The organism is Streptomyces sp. NPDC006458, assembly GCF_040612135.1.
Classification (GTDB): Bacteria; Actinomycetota; Actinomycetes; order Streptomycetales; family Streptomycetaceae; genus Streptomyces.
In genome coordinates this window covers 191,510-206,758 of record NZ_JBEXPR010000017.1, presented here as the reverse complement: position 1 = coordinate 206,758, position 15,249 = coordinate 191,510, and the positions used below count along the sequence as shown (strand labels likewise).

The 15,249-nt window shown below is 73.9% G+C and carries 13 protein-coding genes and 2 pseudogenes; 5 read left to right on the top strand and 10 right to left on the bottom strand.

Going from position 1 to position 15,249, the window contains the following annotated elements:
• Positions 1-106: 106 nt before the first annotated feature.
• From ABZZ79_RS23855 to ABZZ79_RS23835, 5 genes are read right to left on the bottom strand one after another with little or no spacing between them, the layout of a single operon-like run.
• A complete protein-coding gene (locus ABZZ79_RS23855) occupies positions 107-904 on the bottom strand; it encodes a type III pantothenate kinase (RefSeq protein WP_356691759.1) in 798 nt (265 codons plus the stop codon).
• Positions 905-921: 17 nt separating this feature from the next.
• Entirely contained in the window at positions 922-1,893 is a 972-nt protein-coding gene (gene nadC, locus ABZZ79_RS23850; protein WP_356691757.1) for a carboxylating nicotinate-nucleotide diphosphorylase, read from the bottom strand.
• Positions 1,894-1,898: 5 nt separating this feature from the next.
• Complete coding sequence (locus ABZZ79_RS23845) at positions 1,899-3,620, bottom strand: L-aspartate oxidase (protein WP_356691755.1); 1,722 nt, start codon at positions 3,618-3,620, stop codon at positions 1,899-1,901.
• Positions 3,617-4,609, bottom strand: coding sequence for a pantoate--beta-alanine ligase (gene panC / locus ABZZ79_RS23840; protein ID WP_356691753.1), 993 nt, complete (start codon positions 4,607-4,609; stop codon positions 3,617-3,619). The genes ABZZ79_RS23845 and panC overlap by 4 nt, the downstream gene beginning before the upstream one ends.
• A complete protein-coding gene (locus tag ABZZ79_RS23835; RefSeq protein ID WP_356691751.1) occupies positions 4,606-5,541 on the bottom strand; it encodes a DUF2520 domain-containing protein in 936 nt (311 codons plus the stop codon). The genes panC and ABZZ79_RS23835 overlap by 4 nt, the downstream gene beginning before the upstream one ends.
• Before the next feature lie 209 nt (positions 5,542-5,750).
• Between ABZZ79_RS23835 and ABZZ79_RS23830 the strand changes: the two are divergent.
• Both ABZZ79_RS23830 and ABZZ79_RS23825 read left to right on the top strand, forming a co-directional pair.
• A pseudogene (locus ABZZ79_RS23830) lies at positions 5,751-6,140 on the top strand (beta-eliminating lyase-related protein); the annotation flags it as partial.
• Position 6,141: 1 nt separating this feature from the next.
• Positions 6,142-6,594 (top strand): annotated as a pseudogene (locus ABZZ79_RS23825) (metalloregulator ArsR/SmtB family transcription factor); the annotation flags it as partial.
• 63 nt (positions 6,595-6,657) lie between these two features.
• Here the strand turns inward: ABZZ79_RS23825 and ABZZ79_RS23820 are convergent.
• The 3 genes from ABZZ79_RS23820 to ABZZ79_RS23810 all read right to left on the bottom strand — a co-directional run bounded on the left by ABZZ79_RS23820 (position 6,658) and on the right by ABZZ79_RS23810 (position 9,263).
• Positions 6,658-7,290, bottom strand: a complete 633-nt coding sequence (locus ABZZ79_RS23820) for an AAA family ATPase (protein ID WP_356691749.1) — start codon at positions 7,288-7,290, stop codon at positions 6,658-6,660.
• Between the two features lie 31 nt (positions 7,291-7,321).
• The gene (locus ABZZ79_RS23815) at positions 7,322-7,993 is read right to left on the bottom strand and encodes a response regulator transcription factor (protein ID WP_356691747.1); all 672 of its coding nucleotides are present in this window, start codon (positions 7,991-7,993) and stop codon (positions 7,322-7,324) included.
• A gap of 70 nt (positions 7,994-8,063) precedes the next feature.
• Positions 8,064-9,263: a sensor histidine kinase gene (locus ABZZ79_RS23810; RefSeq protein WP_356691745.1), complete on the bottom strand. Its 1,200-nt coding sequence runs from the start codon at positions 9,261-9,263 to the stop codon at positions 8,064-8,066.
• A gap of 226 nt (positions 9,264-9,489) precedes the next feature.
• Between ABZZ79_RS23810 and ABZZ79_RS23805 the strand changes: the two genes are divergently transcribed.
• Positions 9,490-10,434, top strand: coding sequence for an SAM-dependent methyltransferase (locus tag ABZZ79_RS23805; protein WP_356691787.1), 945 nt, complete (start codon positions 9,490-9,492; stop codon positions 10,432-10,434).
• Between the two features lie 222 nt (positions 10,435-10,656).
• Here ABZZ79_RS23805 and ABZZ79_RS23800 read toward each other — a convergent pair whose 3' ends face one another.
• A complete protein-coding gene (locus ABZZ79_RS23800) occupies positions 10,657-11,808 on the bottom strand; it encodes an NADH-quinone oxidoreductase subunit D (protein WP_356691743.1) in 1,152 nt (383 codons plus the stop codon).
• Between the two features lie 31 nt (positions 11,809-11,839).
• Between ABZZ79_RS23800 and ABZZ79_RS23795 the strand changes: the two genes are divergently transcribed.
• Both ABZZ79_RS23795 and ABZZ79_RS23790 read left to right on the top strand, forming a co-directional pair.
• Positions 11,840-12,343: a PH domain-containing protein gene (locus tag ABZZ79_RS23795; protein WP_356691741.1), complete on the top strand. Its 504-nt coding sequence runs from the start codon at positions 11,840-11,842 to the stop codon at positions 12,341-12,343.
• Positions 12,344-12,417: 74 nt separating this feature from the next.
• Positions 12,418-13,743 (top strand): PH domain-containing protein, encoded by a 1,326-nt coding sequence (locus tag ABZZ79_RS23790; protein WP_356691739.1) that lies wholly within the window; start codon positions 12,418-12,420, stop codon positions 13,741-13,743.
• A 61-nt stretch (positions 13,744-13,804) separates the two neighbouring features.
• On the opposite strand, the gene ABZZ79_RS23785 is transcribed toward ABZZ79_RS23790, so the two are convergent.
• Positions 13,805-15,103, bottom strand: a complete 1,299-nt coding sequence (locus ABZZ79_RS23785) for a hypothetical protein (protein ID WP_356691737.1) — start codon at positions 15,101-15,103, stop codon at positions 13,805-13,807.
• Positions 15,104-15,249: the final 146 nt, after the last annotated feature.

Below are 15,249 nucleotides of genomic sequence, written 5' to 3'. Positions count from 1 at the left end.
GGCGGACCGAGGACGGACACCCCCCGCCCCGGCCCCGCACCCCCACCCACACAACGCGCCACAACAACCCCCACCGAACACAAGCAGGCCGCCGCGGGCACACACCTCACATCCGCGACACGTTCCGCGCGTACACCAACCGCAGCCCGACCAACGTCAACCACGGCTCGTGCTCGTCGATGACATGCGACTCACCGAGCACCATCGGCGCCAGCCCACCCGTGGCGATGACCGTCACATCGTCCGGATCTTCCGCCAGCTCCCGCGCCATCCGGCCGACCACCCCGTCGACCTGCCCGGCGAACCCGTACACGATCCCCGCCTGCATGGCCTCGACCGTGTTCTTGCCGATGACACTCCGCGGCCGCGCCACCTCGATCTTCCGAAGCTGCGCCCCCTTCACCCCGAGCGCCTCCACGGAGATCTCGATGCCGGGCGCGATGACCCCGCCGACGTACTCCCCCCGCGCGCTCACCGCGTCGAACGTCGTGGCCGTACCGAAGTCGACGACGATCGCCGGCCCCCCGTACAGCTCCACGGCCGCGACCGCGTTGATGATCCGGTCCGCGCCGACCTCCTTGGGGTTGTCGGTGAGGATCGGCACACCCGTCTTCACTCCGGGCTCCACCAGCACCGCGGGCACGTCCCCGTAGTACCGCCGCGTGACCTCCCGCAGCTCGTGCAGAACCGACGGCACGGTCGCGCAGATGGCGATCCCGTCGATGCCGTCCCCGAGCTCCTCGCCGAGCAGCGGGTGCATGCCCATCAGTCCCTGGAGCAGCACCGCCATCTCGTCGGCGGTACGGCGCGCGTCCGTCGAGATCCGCCAGTGCTCGACGATGTCCTCCCCGTCGAACAGACCGAGCACGGTGTGCGTGTTACCCACGTCGATCGTCAGCAGCATGGCTGATTACCGCTCCCTTACTCCGCCGCGCGCAGGTCGAGGCCGATGTCGAGGATCGGCGACGAGTGCGTGAGCGCCCCGACGGCGAGGAAGTCCACGCCGGTCTCCGCGTAGGCACGGGCGTCGGCCAGGGTCAGCCGCCCCGAGGCCTCCAGCGCGGCGCGCCCGGCGACGATGGCGACGGCCTCCTCGCACTCACCGGGCGTGAAGTTGTCGAGCAGGATCAGGTCGGCCCCCGCGTCGACGACCTCGCGCAGCTGGTGCAGGGTGTCGACCTCGACCTCGATCGGCACCTCGGGGAAGGCCTCGCGCACGGCCTTGAAGGCCTGGGCGACGCCACCGGCGGCGACGACGTGGTTGTCCTTGACGAGCGCGGCGTCCGACAGGGACATGCGGTGGTTGACGCCCCCGCCGCAGCGCACGGCGAACTTCTCCAGGGAGCGCAGACCGGGCGTGGTCTTACGGGTGTCGCGCACCCGGGCGCCGGTGCCCTCCAGGGCGTCCGCCCACGCGTGCGTGGCGGTGGCGATGCCCGACAGACGGCACATCAGGTTGAGCGCGCTGCGCTCGGCGGTGAGCAGGTCGCGGGTGCGGGTGGTGACGGACAGCAGCTTCTGCCCGGCCTCCACCCGGTCACCGTCCTCGACGTGCCGCTCGACCTCGAACTCGTCGGTGGCGACGACCGAGACGACCGCCTCGGCGACGCGCAGGCCGGCGACGACGCCGGCCTCACGGGCGACGAAGTCGGCGGTGGCGACGGCGTCCTCGGGGATGGTGGCGACGGTGGTCACGTCGACGCCGCCGGCCAGGTCCTCCTGGATCGCCACGTTGGCGATGTCCTCGACCTCCAGCGGGTCGAGCCCGCTGTCGGCCAGCAGCTGCGCGAGGGCGGGGTCGAGCCCGCTCTCCGGGTACTCCTCGTCGGCGCCGCAGGCGCAGCCGTCGCCGCAGCCGCCTTCTTGGGCGAGGGGAAGGTCGGTGTCGCTCACTTCTGTCACTGCTCCTGAGGGGGCTGGGGCTGCCGGGTCGGGGGAAAGTCTGCGGTGTCGGTGGTGTGCACGGCGAGCGTGCGGTCCGGATTGAGCCGTACGACGATATGGCGGCGCCAGGCCGTGTCGTCCCGGTCGGCCCGGTCCTCGCGCCAGTGGCAGCCGCGGGTCTCCTCGCGCAGCCGGGCGGCGGCGACCAGGACGCGGGCGACGCACAGAAGGTTGGTGGCCTCCCACGTGTCGACGCCTGGTTCGGCGGTCTTGCCGTTCTCGTCGAGGGCGTCCCGGGCCTCGGAGTGCAGCCGCTGGAGCTGCTCGGCGGCCTGGTCGAGGGAGTCGGCGGAGCGCAGGACGCCCGCGCCGGCGGTCATGATCCGCTGGATGGTGAACCGGGCCTCGGCGGCCTGGAGGGGGTGGGCCGGGATGCCCGGGTAGGGGACGGGTTCCGGCACGCGCGCGAGGAGCCGGTCCTCGGCGTGGCGGGCGGTGATGTCGCCGGCGATGCGCTCGGCGTAGACCAGGCCCTCCAGCAGGGAGTTGGAGGCGAGCCGGTTGGCGCCGTGCACGCCGGTGCAGGCGACCTCGCCGCACGCGTACAGGCCGGGCACGGTGGTGCGGCCCTGGGGGTCGGTGCGTACGCCGCCGGAGGCGTAGTGGGCGGCCGGGGCGATCGGAATGGGAGCGGTGACGGGATCGATGCCGTTCGCGCGGCAGGCGGCGAGGATCGTCGGGAAGCGGTGCTCCCACATGTCGGCGCCGAAGTGCCGGGCGTCGAGGAACATGTGCTCGGCGTCCTGCTCCTGCATGCGGCGCATGATGCCCTTGGCGACGATGTCGCGGGGCGCCAGCTCGGCCAGTTCGTGCTGCCCGACCATGAAGCGCACGCCGTCGGCGTCGACGAGGTGGGCGCCTTCGCCGCGTACGGCTTCGGAGACGAGCGGCTGCTGGCCCTCCGCGTCGGGGCCGAGGAACAGCACGGTCGGGTGGAACTGGACGAACTCCAGGTCGGAGACCTCGGCGCCCGCGCGCAGCGCGAGGGCGACGCCGTCGCCGGTGGAGACGGACGGGTTGGTGGTGGCGGAGAAGACCTGGCCCATGCCGCCGGTGGCGAGGACGACCGCGGGCGCGTGGACGGCGCCCACGCCGTCGTGCTGGCCCTCGCCCATGACGTGCAGGGTGACTCCGGCGGTCCGGCCGTCGGCGTCGGTGAGCAGGTCGAGGACGAGCGCGTTCTCGATCGTGCGCAGACCACGCGCGCGTACCGCCTCCACGAGCGCGCGGGAGATCTCCGCTCCGGTCGCGTCGCCGCCCGCGTGGGCGATGCGGCGGCGGTGGTGGCCGCCCTCGCGGGCGAGCTCGATGCCGCCCTCGTCGTCGGTGTCGAACTCGGCGCCGGTGGCGATCAGCCGGTGCACGGCGTCGGGGCCCTCGGTGACGAGGATGCGCACGGCCTCCTCGTCGCACAGCCCGGCGCCCGCGACGAGGGTGTCGTCCAGGTGCTGCTCGGGGGTGTCGCCCTCGCCGAGGGCCGCGGCGATGCCGCCCTGCGCCCAGCGGGTGGAGCCGTCGTCCAGGCGGGCCTTGGTGACCACGACGGTGGTCAGGCCCGCGGCCTGGCAGCGCAGGGCCGCGGTCAGGCCCGCGACGCCGGAGCCCACCACGACCACGTCCGCGTCGATCGACCAGCCCGGCGCGGGCGTGTGCAGTCGTATGCCTGTGCTGCTCACGAGGCGGCTCCGAAGGTGAGGGGGAGATTGTCGATCAGCCGGGTCGTGCCGACCCGGGCGGCGACGGCGAGGACGGCCTCGCCGGTGAAGTCGTCGTCGATCTCGGTGAAGTCGGCGGGGTCGACGAGGGCGAGGTAGTCGAGGGTCAGCGGCGGAATCTGGCGGGCGGCCTCGTCCAGGACCAGGCGGGCAGCCTGGCGGACGGCGGCGGCCGCGCCGGGCACGGCCTGGGCGACGGCGTGCGCGTCGGCGGCCGCACGGGACTCCCCGAGGGCGCTGAGCGCCTCCGCGCGGGCGGGCGGGGCGGGCACTGCCAGGGCCCGGGCGCGCAGCGCCTCCTGCGCGGCGTGCCGGTCCCGGCCAGCGAACAGCGCGCGGGACAGGGCGAGCGCGGTACGGCGCTCGGAGGCGGAGAGGTAGCGGTTGCGGCTGGACAGCGCGAGGCCGTCGTCCTCGCGCACGGTCGGCACGCCGACGATCTCCATGCCGAAGTTCAGGTCGCGGACCATGCGCCGGATGAGGGCGAGCTGCTGGGCGTCCTTCTGGCCGAAGAGGGCGAGGTCGGGCCGGGTGAGGTGGAGCAGCTTGGCGACGACGGTGAGCATGCCGTCGAAGTGGCCGGGCCGGGAGGCGCCCTCCAGGCGTTCGCCCATGGGGCCCGCGCTGATCCGCACCTGGGGCTCTCCGCCGGGGTAGACCTCCTCGACGGCGGGTGCGAGGACGACGTCCGCGCCGGCCTGCTCGGAGATCTTCAGGTCGGCGTCCAGGGTGCGCGGGTAGCGGTCGAGGTCCTCTCCCTGGCCGAACTGGAGCGGGTTGACGAAGACGGTGACCACGACCTCGCCGTCCGGCCCGGCGGCCCGGCGGGCGGTGCGGATGAGCGTGGCGTGGCCCTCGTGCAGGGCGCCCATGGTCATCACGACGGCGCGGCGGCCGCCACGCGCGCGTGCGGACAGTTCCTCGGCGGTGCGCAGCAGGGTGGTGGTCATCGGGCGTCTCCTTCGGCGCCGTAGCTCTTGGCCTCGGTGGCGAGTACGCCGAGCAGGTCCTCGGCGAGTTCCGGCTTCAGCAGTCCGCCGGCCAGCGCCCGGTCGGCGGTGGCGCGGGCCATGGCCAGATAGCCGGCCACGGTCTGCGGCGCGTGCTTGCGCAGCTCGGTGACGTGGGCGGCGACCGTGCCCGCGTCCCCGCGCGCGACGGGCCCGGTCAGGGCGGCGTCGCCGGAGCGCAGGGCGTTGTCGAGGGCGGCGCCGAGGAGCGGTCCGAGCATCCGGTCGGGGGCCGCGACCCCGGCGGTGCGCAGCAGCTCCATGGACTGGGCGACCAGGGTGACCAGGTGGTTGGCGCCCAGGGCGAGGGCCGCGTGGTAGAGCGGGCGGTTCTCCTCGGCGATCCACTCCGGCTCGCCGCCCATCTCGATCACCAGGGCCTCGGCGGCCAGCCGCAGCTCGTCGGGGGCGGTGACGCCGAAGGAGCAGCCGGCCAGTCGCTGCACGTCGACGGGTGTGCCGGTGAAGGTCATCGCCGGGTGCAGGGCCAGCGGCAGGGCGCCCGCGCGCGTGGCGGGGTCGAGCACCCTGGCGCCGTAGCGGCCGGAGGTGTGCACGAGGAGCTGGCCGGGGCGGACGGCGCCGGTTTCGGCGAGGCCCTGCACCAGGCCGGGCAGGGTGTCGTCGGGGACGGTGAGCAGCACCAGGTCGGATCGCTGGAGCACCTCGGCGGGCGGCATGACCGGCACGTCGGGCAGCAACTCGGCCGCGCGGCGGCGGGAGGCGTCGGAGACGGCGGAGACGGCGACGGGCCGGTGCCCGGCGAGCTGGAGGGACGCGGCGAGCGCGGGGCCCACCCGGCCGGCGCCGACGACGCCGACGGTGAGCCGTGCGGGGCGGTCCTTGGGGTCTGGCTGTTGGACTGTACTCACGCGACGGTGGCCTTCCCGTTCCAGTCCGCTCTCGGTACCGGACGATTTCTCGTCATGTTAACGCGATCGGTTCGAGGGGTCTTCGGTCATCCACAGGCTGTGGGTTTCCCCACGCGGTCTTCGTGAGGTTGCCCGAGGATCGACACGGGGACGGCGGGCCGGGCAGATCCCGGTGCCGTGCCGCCGCGGGTGACGGCATGATCCGGGGCATGAGCGACGTGGCGGAGCACGAGGGCGGACAGGACACCCGATCGGGGCCGGAGGGCTTGCGCGAGCGGCGCGGCGCGGCGCACCGCAAGGCGCGCAGGGTGCTGTCCCGCGCGGGGTTCGGGATGTCGGTCCGCGAGCGGCTGGCGTGGCTCCAGGAGGCGGGGGCCGAGAGCCATGACCTGGACGAGCCCGCGGACATGTACGGCAACCGGATCGTGGAGTCCCTGGAGGAGCGGGTCGCCGGGCTGCTGGGGCTGGAGGCGGCGGCGTTCTTCCCCACGGGCACGATGGCCCAGCAGGTGGCCCTGCGCTGCTGGGCGGGCCGCACCGGCAGCACCACGGTCGCCCTGCACGGGCTGGCGCACCCGCAGGTGCATGAGCGGGATGCGTGACGAGCCCGGCGGCCGGATCGTCGTGGACAAGGTGCTCGAAGGGCGTACGGCGGCCGGACCCGACGGTCTGCTGCTGATGCCGACCAGTCTCGGCCGGCCCCATCTGTCGGTGCTGCACCGCACGGGGTGGCAGCCGGTGCTGCACTACCCCGTCGGCTCGCCCGAGCTGTCCTCGCCGCCCTCGGTGGAGGAGCTCACCCTGCGGATGACCGCGCTGTCCCACCCCGTGCGGATGCGCCTGTGCCGTCATCTGGCCCGCAGCGCGTACACCACCAGCGATCTGGCGCAGGTCCACGGCATGACCGCGCCCGAGATATCCCGGCACCTCGGGGTGCTGAAGAAGGCGGGGCTGGTCACCACGCGCAGACGCGGGCGATACGTACTGCACCAGCTGGACGTCACGGTGGTGGCCCGGCTGGGCAGCGACTTCCTGGAGGGCATCCTCCGCTAGGCCGCCGGACAGGCCCCGGGGCCGCTGTTCGGATCTCCTGGCCGCAGGACGGGCCGCTCGGGCTCAGTCGATGCGGATGTGCCGCAGCCCCACCCGGGCCTGACGCACCCGTGTCCGCAGCGCGCCCTCGCTGTTGGGCCGCAGCGTCAGCCCGGCCAGGACGGCGATGCGGTCGGCGGTCTTGGGCACGGTCGTGTGGTCGGTCCACAGATGCTCGGCGAACTCCGGCTCGCTCAGCCGCTCCAGGCAGTGGTCGAGCCGGGAGACGGCCCAGCTCTCCCGGCGCAGGCCCGCGTCCTTCCCGGCGACGTACCGGAGCAGATGGCCGAGGCCGCGCTCGCGCAGCCGCTTCAGCACGGTCTCGCGCTGGGCGAGCAGCGTGAAGTGGTGCACGGGGTGGCCGAGTTCGCGCAGGCGGCCGACGGTCTCGGCGAAGCAGTCGGGGTCGGTGACCGTCATCGGCGCGATCACCACCCCGTCGTGCTTGGTCAGGGCGAGGTCGAGGACCTCGACGACGCCGGTCCGCCAGGACGCCAGCTCCTGGAAGTCCCCCCGCAGTCCGGGCGGGAGCATGCGGCGCAGACCGAACCCGGCGTGCTCGGGGTCGCAGATGACGCTGCCCGGCAGCCGGCGCTGTATCTCGTGAGCGGTCTGTGTCTTGCCTCCCCCGAAGGGGCCGTTGATCCACAGGAGCATGCGCAGACGGTACCGGGGCGGCGGGCCTACGTCAGCCGTGTCCGCCAGCCCGCACCAGCCCCGTCTCGTAGGCCAGCACGACCACCTGGACGCGGTCGCGCAGGCCGAGCTTGGTGAGGATGCGTCCGACGTGCGTCTTCACGGTCGCCTCGGACAGCACGAGGCGGGCCGCGATCTCGCCGTTGGACAGTCCCTGCGCGACAAGGAGCATGACCTCGCGCTCGCGGTCGGTGAGCCGCTCCAACTCCTTGTGCTGGAGCTCGCGCCCGCCCGTGGGCAGCATCGGGGCGAACCGGTCCAGCAGCCGGCGGGTGGTGGAGGGGGCCACGACCGCGTCGCCGCTGTGCACGGAGCGGATGGCGGCGAGGAGTTCGCCGGGCGGCACGTCCTTGAGCATGAAGCCGGACGCGCCCGCCTTCAGCCCGGAGAAGGCGTACTCGTCGAGGTCGAAGGTGGTCAGGATCAGCACCTTCGGCGGGTTGGGCTCGGAGCAGATGCGCCGGGTGGTCTCGACGCCGTCCAGCTTCGGCATGCGGACGTCCATCAGCACCACGTCGACGTCGGTCGAGCGCAGCACCTGGAGGGCCTCGACGCCGTCGCCCGCCTCCGCGACGACGTCCATGTCCGGCTGTGCGGCGAGCACCATCCGGAATCCGGTGCGCAGCAGCACCTGGTCGTCGACGAGCATCACGCGGATCGTCATCGGGTCCTCTTCCGTCTTGCGGGTGTCGGCGGGGTCCTACGGGTGTGGGCCACGGGGCGTACGACAGGTCTCAGTGCGCTGGTCTGAGCGGCAGCAGGGCGCTGATGCGGAATCCTCCGCCCGGCCGCGGGCCGGCGTCCAGGGTGCCGCCGACCATGCCGACCCGCTCGCGCATGCCGATCAGGCCGTGGCCCCGGCCGTCCACGCCGCCGTCCTCGTACAGCTCGTGCGGGGCGCCCTTGCCGTCGTCCTCGACGAGCAGGCCGAGGCCGTCGTCGAAGTAGACCAGGCGCACGCTCGCACCGGCGTTCGGGCCGCCGTGCTTGCGGGTGTTGGTGAGCGCCTCCTGCACGATGCGGTACGCCGTCAGCTCGACGCCGCTGGGCAGCGGGCGCGGGGTGCCCTCGATCTTGAAGTCGACGGGCAGCCCGGAGCCGCGGCACTGCTCGACGAGCTCCTCGATCTGCTCGACGTCGGGCTGCGGCACGTACTCCCCGGCCTCCTGGTGCTCGCCGGTGCGCAGCACGCCCAGCAGACGGCGCATCTCGGCGAGGGCCTGGCGGCCGGTGGAGGAGATGGTCTCCAGGGCCTTCTTCGCCTGGTCGGGCGCGGCGTCGAGGACGTAGGCGGCGCCGTCGGCCTGGACGACCATCACCGAGACGTTGTGCGCGACGACGTCGTGCAGCTCGCGCGCGATCCGCGCGCGTTCGGCGGCGACCGCGACCTTCGCCTGCGCCTCGCGCTCCTTCTCCAGCCGGGCCGCTCGCTCCTCCAGCTGCGCGAAGTACGCGCGGCGGGTGCGCAGCGAGTCGCCGAGCACCCAGGCGAGCGCGAACGGCACGGTCTGGAAGACCGCGATCGCCACGTTGCCCAGCGCGCTCGCCTCGGAGTCGGGCCAGCGCATCTGCGCCAGCGGCGCCGCGAGCAGCCCCGCAGCCAGGCCGAAGCGGCGGGCCCAGCTCGCGCCGGTGGCGGCCACGGTGTAGACGATCACCAGCAGCGCGAAGTCGGCGAGCATGGTCGACACGTTCAGCACGAGCTGTGCGACACCGACGACCGCGGCCAGGACCAGCATGTTCTCCGGCATCCGGCGGCGCAGCGCGACCGTGGCGCACAGCAGCAGCGTCACGGGTACGACGAGCCAGAGCTCGTCGGTCCCGTCGGTCTGCTCGACCGCTCCGCCCGCCACAGAGAGCCCGAACAGGACGATCGCCCAGAAGGTGTCGACCCCGGTCGGGTGCCTGCGGAGGAAGTCATAGAGGCGCTGCACGTAACCCAGAGTAGGGAAGCGGAATGTGCGCCGGGGTCAACCGGAGGGCCGATCCGTGCCCGCCGCGCATACTCCGCAAGGTGGAGGCCTCGTTCCCCTGTGCGTTTAGCCTTGCGTCGTGAACGACGAGGTGCGGCGGGAGACGCGGGGCGGGCAGGCGGGCGGGAGCCCGGACTCCGGGTGGGCCGCCGAGTGGCTCGGGTGGCGGGCGGCCGCGCAGCACGCGCTGTACGGGCCGCAGGGCTTCTACCGCCGCCCGGAGGGGCCCGCCGGGCACTTCCGGACCTCCGTGCACGCCTCGCCGCTGTTCGCGCGGGCCGTGGCCCGGCTGCTGTGCCGGGTCGATGAGGCGCTGGGGTACCCGGACCGGCTGGACTTCGTCGACATGGCCGCGGGCCGGGGCGAGCTGGCCGCGGGGGTGGCCGCCGCGCTGCCCGCCGAGGTGGCCGCACGCGCGCGCGTGCACGCCGTCGAGATCGCCGCGCGCCCGCGGGGCCTGGATCCCCGGATCGAGTGGCGCGCCGAGCCGCCCGAGGACGTCACCGGGTTGCTGTTCGCCAACGAGTGGCTGGACAACGTCCCCGTCGAGATCGCCGAGGTGGACTCCGCGGGCGTGCCCCGGCTGGTCCTCGTACGCCGGGACGGGACCGAGCGGCTCGGGGAGCCGGTCGCGGGCGCGGAGGCCCGGTGGCTGGCGCGGTGGTGGGCGCTGCCGGGCGAGGAGGGGTGGCGGGCGGAGATCGGGCTGCCCCGGGACACGGCCTGGGCGGCAGCGGTCGCGCGCCTGCGGCGTGGGCTCGCGGTGGCCGTCGACTACGCGCACACCGCCGACGCGCGCCCCTTGTTCGGGACGCTCACCGGCTTCCGGGAGGGGCGCGAGACGGCGCCCGTGCCGGACGGGTCGTGCGATGTCACGGCCCACGTGGCCCTGGACGCGTGCGCGCTCCCCGGCGGGCATGTGACCACCCAGCGTGCGGCTCTGCGCGTGCTCGGTGTCACCGGCGCGCGCCCCTCACTCGCGCTCGCCTCCTCAAGCCCCGCGGAGTACGTACGCGCCCTCGCGAGCGCCGGGGAGGCCGCGGAGCTCACCGCGCCGGGCGGCTTCGGAGACTTCGGCTGGCTGGTCCAGCCGGTCGGCATCCCGGACCCGCTCGCCGAGGCGACCGCCTGACGGCCTCGTCCGCCGCTCGACGGCCTGGTGGCCTGGTCCGCCGCCCGACGGCCTGGTGGCCTGGTGGCCTGGTGGCCTGGTGGCCTGGTGGCCTGGTGGCCTGGTCCGCCGCCCGACGCCGGCTCGGCGCCTGACACCGGCTCGGCGAGGCGACCCGCCCGGCCTCCTGGCCCGCCGCCCCCTGCCGGTCGCCCCTGCCGGTCGATGGCCCCTACTCGTCGATCACTTGTCGATGTCTCCGACCACGAAGAACATCGACCCCAGGATCGCCACCATGTCCGCCACCAGCGTGCCCGGCAGCAGCTCGGTCAGCACCTGGATGTTGTTGTACGAGGCCGAGCGCAGCTTCAGCCGGTACGGCGTCTTCTCGCCCTTGCTGACGAGGTAGTAGCCGTTGATGCCGAGCGGGTTCTCGGTCCACGCGTAGGTGTGCCCCTCGGGCGCCTTCAGGACCTTCGGCAGCCGCTGGTTGATCGGGCCGGGCGCCAGCTCGGCGAGCCGGTCCAGGCAGGCGTCCGCGAGGTCGAGGGCATTGTGGGTCTGCGCCAGCAGGCACTCGAACCGGGCGAGGCAGTCGCCCTCCTCGCGGGTGACCACCTTCAGGGTGTCCTGGAGCTCGGTGTACGCCAGGTACGGCTCGTCGCGGCGCAGGTCGAAGTCGACACCGGAGGCGCGCGCGATCGGACCGCTCACCCCGTAGGCGTGCACGGCCTGCGGAGTGAGCGCGCCGACGCCCCGCGTGCGCCCCCGGAAGATCTCGTTGCCGAGCACCAGGTCGTCGAAGACGTCCATGCGCGAGCGCACGGCGGCGACCGCGCCACGCGCGCGGGTGGCCCAGCCCGCGGGCAGGTCCTCCTTCAGGCCGCCGACGCGGTTGAACATGTAGTGCATACGCCCGCCGGAGACCTCCTCCATGACGTTCTGGAGGACCTCGCGCTCCCGGAACGCGTAGAACACCGGCGTGATGCCGCCCAGCTCCAGCGGGTAGGAGCCGAGGAACATCAGGTGGTTGAGCACCCGGTTCAGCTCCGCCAGCAGGGTGCGGGTCCACACCGCGCGCTCGGGCACCTCCATGCCGAGCATCCGCTCGACCGCGAGGACGACGCCCAGCTCGTTGGAGAACGCCGACAGCCAGTCGTGGCGGTTGGCCAGCATGATGATCTGGCGGTAGTCGCGCGCCTCGAACAGCTTCTCCGCGCCGCGGTGCATATAGCCGATCACCGGCTCCGCACTCGTGATGCGCTCGCCGTCCAGGACGAGCTTGAGTCGCAGCACACCATGCGTCGACGGGTGCTGGGGGCCGATGTTGAGCACCATGTCGGTGCTCTCCGCGGCGCCGCCGATTCCGACCATGGTCTCCGTCTGAGGAGTCATGGACACAGTCTCTCCTACGTAGGCTGACCGTATGGAGACGGGGAGCCGGGAGAACGCACCACTGCGCGAGGCCGAGCCTGTGTGGACGGCACTGCCACCGGGACTGCTGCGGATGCGGCGGATGCTGCTGGTGGTGTGGCTGGGAATCCCGGCCCTGGGTCTGGGCCTGCTGTTCGGGCTGCTCGCCGGACCGCCCTGGGCGGCGTTCGCCCTGTTCCCGCTGGCACTCCTGGTCTGGGGCTGGGTACTGACCGGCCGCAACTGGCGGTCCTGGCGCTACGCCGAGCGCGCCGACGACCTGCTGATCAGCCGGGGCGTGATGTGGCGCAAGGTCACGGTCGTGCCGTACGGCCGTATGCAACTGGTCGAGGTGACCTCCGGGCCCGTCGAACGGCACTTCGGGCTGGCCAGCGTCCAGCTGCACACCGCGGCCGCCGCGACCGACGCCGCCATCCCCGGTCTCGACCCGGCCGAGGCGGAGCGGCTGCGGGACCGGCTCACCGAGCTGGGCGAGGCCCGATCGGCGGGGCTGTGACCGCGCCGGGCACCGACGAGAGCGCATGGCCGGAGGGATCCGGGCCCGGACGGGGCGCACGCCCCGAGGCCGCAGTGTCCGAACACCCGGCGCTCCCCGAAGCCGCACTCCCCGAGCGGCGGCTGCATCCCGTCACGCCGCTGCGGCGGGCCTGGGCGCCCTTCGCCGTGATCGCCGGCTGGGCGGTGCACGATCCGGGCCAGACGCAGCACCAGTTGGAGCAGCTGACCACCACGACGCTGCTGATCGCCCTCGCCGTGGTCATCCCCACAGCCTCCCTCTACGGCTTCCTGACCTGGTGGTACACCCACTTCGCGGTCACCGACAGCGAACTGCGCATCCGGACCGGCCTGGTCTTCCGGCGCACCGCGCACATCCGGCTGGAACGCATCCAGGCCATCGACGTGACCCGGCCGCTGCTCGCCCGGATCGCGGGCGTGGCGAAACTCAGACTCGACGTCGTGGGCGCCGGCAACAAGGACGAACTGGCCTTTCTCGGGGAGCGTGACGCGCGCGCCCTGCGCGCGGAACTGCTGGCGCGCGCCGCCGGGTTCGCGCCGGAGACGGCACGCGAGGTCGGCGAGGCTCCGGCGCGCGAGCTGCTGCGCACGCCCCCCGGCGTGCTCGCCGTCTCGCTGCTGCTGACCGGGGCGACCTGGGGCACCCTGACCGCCGCGCTCGTCGTACCGCCGCTGCTGTGGCTGGCCACCCACAACGTGTGGACGGTCCTCGCGACCGCGCTGCCCCTGCTGGGCGCGGCGGGCGCGAGCAGCGTGGGACGGTTCGTCGCCGACTACGACTGGACGGTCGCCGAGTCCCCGGACGGGCTGCGCATCGACCGCGGACTGCTGGACCGCGCCCACGAGACGGTGCCGCCGGGCCGGGTGCAGAGCGTACGGATCGTCGAGCCACTGCTGTGGCGCCGGCGCGGGTGGGTGCGCGTGGAGCTCGACGTCGCCGGGTCGTCCAACTCCGTGCTGCTGCCGGTCGCCCCGCGCGAGGTCGCCGAGCCGCTCGTCGCCCGTGTACTGCCGGGAGTGACCGTGCCGCCGTACGCGGCGCTGTCGCGGCCGCCGCGCCGCGCGGGCCGGTGCGTGCCGCTGTGGTGGCGCGGACAGGGACTCCTGGTCACCGACGCGGTGTTCGCCGCCCGGCACGGGCTGCTGAGCCACAGCCTCGCCCTCGTACCGCACGCGAAGGTGCAGAGCGTACGGCTCACCCAGGGGCCCTGGCAGCGCCTGTGGCGGCTCGCCGACGTACACGTGGACACGGGGGCCGGCAACAGCGTCACGGCGCGGCTGCGGGACGCTCAGGAGGCCGAACTGCTGCTGCACGGACAGGCCGAGCGGTCCCGCACCGGCCGCCGGGCCGCGCGGCCCGACCGCTGGATGGCGTCCTAGGCCGGGACGCGAGAAGGGCGCCCCGCGAGTGCGGGACGCCCTTCCGTGTCGTGACGCGGCGTCAGGAGGCAGCGCTGCGCAGCCGCTGGACGTCGATCTGCTCGGTCTCGTCGTGCGCCGTCAGGTCGATCACCTGGCCGACGGCCCGAAGGCCCTCGCCGGCGGGCCTGAACCGCGCCTCGGCCTCGGCCTTGTGCAGGTCCAGGGCCTCCTGTCCGACGACGTCGGCGAGGTCCTCGTTCTGCACGGCCTCCAGCGCCGCGGACTCGGACTTCTGCGTGCCGAAGAAGTCGAATCCGCCCTGGGCCGCCTGCCGTCGGGCGGGAGTCCCGGGGACGACGGCCACGGCGGTCGGGACGGTGAAGTGCCCGCGGGTCTGCCGCACGGGCAGCGCGGCGGCCGACCGGGTGGCCGGGACGACCTCGGTCGAGGGGCTGACGGGAGCGGCGGGTGCTTCGGGGGCGTCCGCGGTGGAGTGCTCCTCCGTGGGGACGGTGGCCGGCTCCTCGGGGTCCGCGGCGAGCGCCGGCTCCTCGGTGGACTCGGGGGTGGCGGCCGCGCGCTCGTGCTCGTCGGCCGCCCGTGGCTTCCCCTGGGCCTCGTCCTCCGATGCGGCGTCGGCGGGGGTCTCGCCCGGCCCGCCGGGACCGCCCGGACCGTCGGGGCCCTCAGGGGTCTCCGGGGACCCGGCGCCGGCCTTGGCCGCGGTCTCCTCTGCGGAGCCCTCGGCCAGGCGGCTCAGGGCCGCGTTCGCCCGCAGGAACAGCCGGGAGCCACCGGGCGAGAACACCGCGAGGGCCTTCGACTCGTCCTCGCGCGCGTGCTCCGCCTCGGCGGTCTCGGCCTGCTCGGATTCCGCCTGCCGCGGCACCGGTACGGGCGGCAGCGCGGCACGCGGCGGTGTGGTCGCCTCGATCTCCAGCAGGCGGCGGCCCTCAAGGGCGGTGGCCCGCTCGGTCTCCGCGGTGGCGTACCGGCGCAGCAGGGACGCGTGCTCGTTGCGCAGCTTCGCCAGCTCCGCGCGCTTCGCCCGCAGCCGCTGCTCCAGCTTGCCGCGCAGCTCGCGCGACTCGTCCAGGTCGGACTCCAGCTCGGCGACCCGTTCCTCATGGCGCCAGTCGTCGCTCGCACGCGCGCGCGTGAGGTCGGCGACCTGCTTGCCGGCCTGCGTGTCCCAACGGCGCATGACGACCGCGCTGGTGACCGCGGTGACCGCGGCCACCGCGGCGAGACCGCGCAGCAGGACCGCTTCCGTGAACACCCAGGGGCCGAGGGCGCAGACGGCGGACACGCCTGCGATCGCCGACGGAGGCAGCAGCCTGTGCAGAGGCGGGGAATGGCGATGACGTCCACGTGGCATGGCCAGAAACTTACCGCGCGTAGGCGCGCAATGGTGCCTTGGGTCACAAAAACTCGGCCATGCCCGGGCCTTCACAGCGCATCAGGAATTCACGCCGCCCGACGGGCCCGGCGTTGGGCACGCCGACCGCGCCCGGCCCCGATTCG

Coding starts and splice junctions, on each gene's coding strand:
- ABZZ79_RS23800 (WP_356691743.1), bottom strand. CDS start 11,808: ATGACTCCTCAGACGGAGACCATGGTCGGAATCGGCGGCGCCGCGGAG.
- ABZZ79_RS23795 (WP_356691741.1), top strand. CDS start 11,840: ATGGAGACGGGGAGCCGGGAGAACGCACCACTGCGCGAGGCCGAGCCT.
- panC (WP_356691753.1), bottom strand. CDS start 4,609: ATGACCACCACCCTGCTGCGCACCGCCGAGGAACTGTCCGCACGCGCG.
- ABZZ79_RS23785 (WP_356691737.1), bottom strand. CDS start 15,103: ATGCCACGTGGACGTCATCGCCATTCCCCGCCTCTGCACAGGCTGCTG.
- ABZZ79_RS23820 (WP_356691749.1), bottom strand. CDS start 7,290: ATGCTCCTGTGGATCAACGGCCCCTTCGGGGGAGGCAAGACACAGACC.
- ABZZ79_RS23855 (WP_356691759.1), bottom strand. CDS start 904: ATGCTGCTGACGATCGACGTGGGTAACACGCACACCGTGCTCGGTCTG.
- ABZZ79_RS23815 (WP_356691747.1), bottom strand. CDS start 7,993: ATGACGATCCGCGTGATGCTCGTCGACGACCAGGTGCTGCTGCGCACC.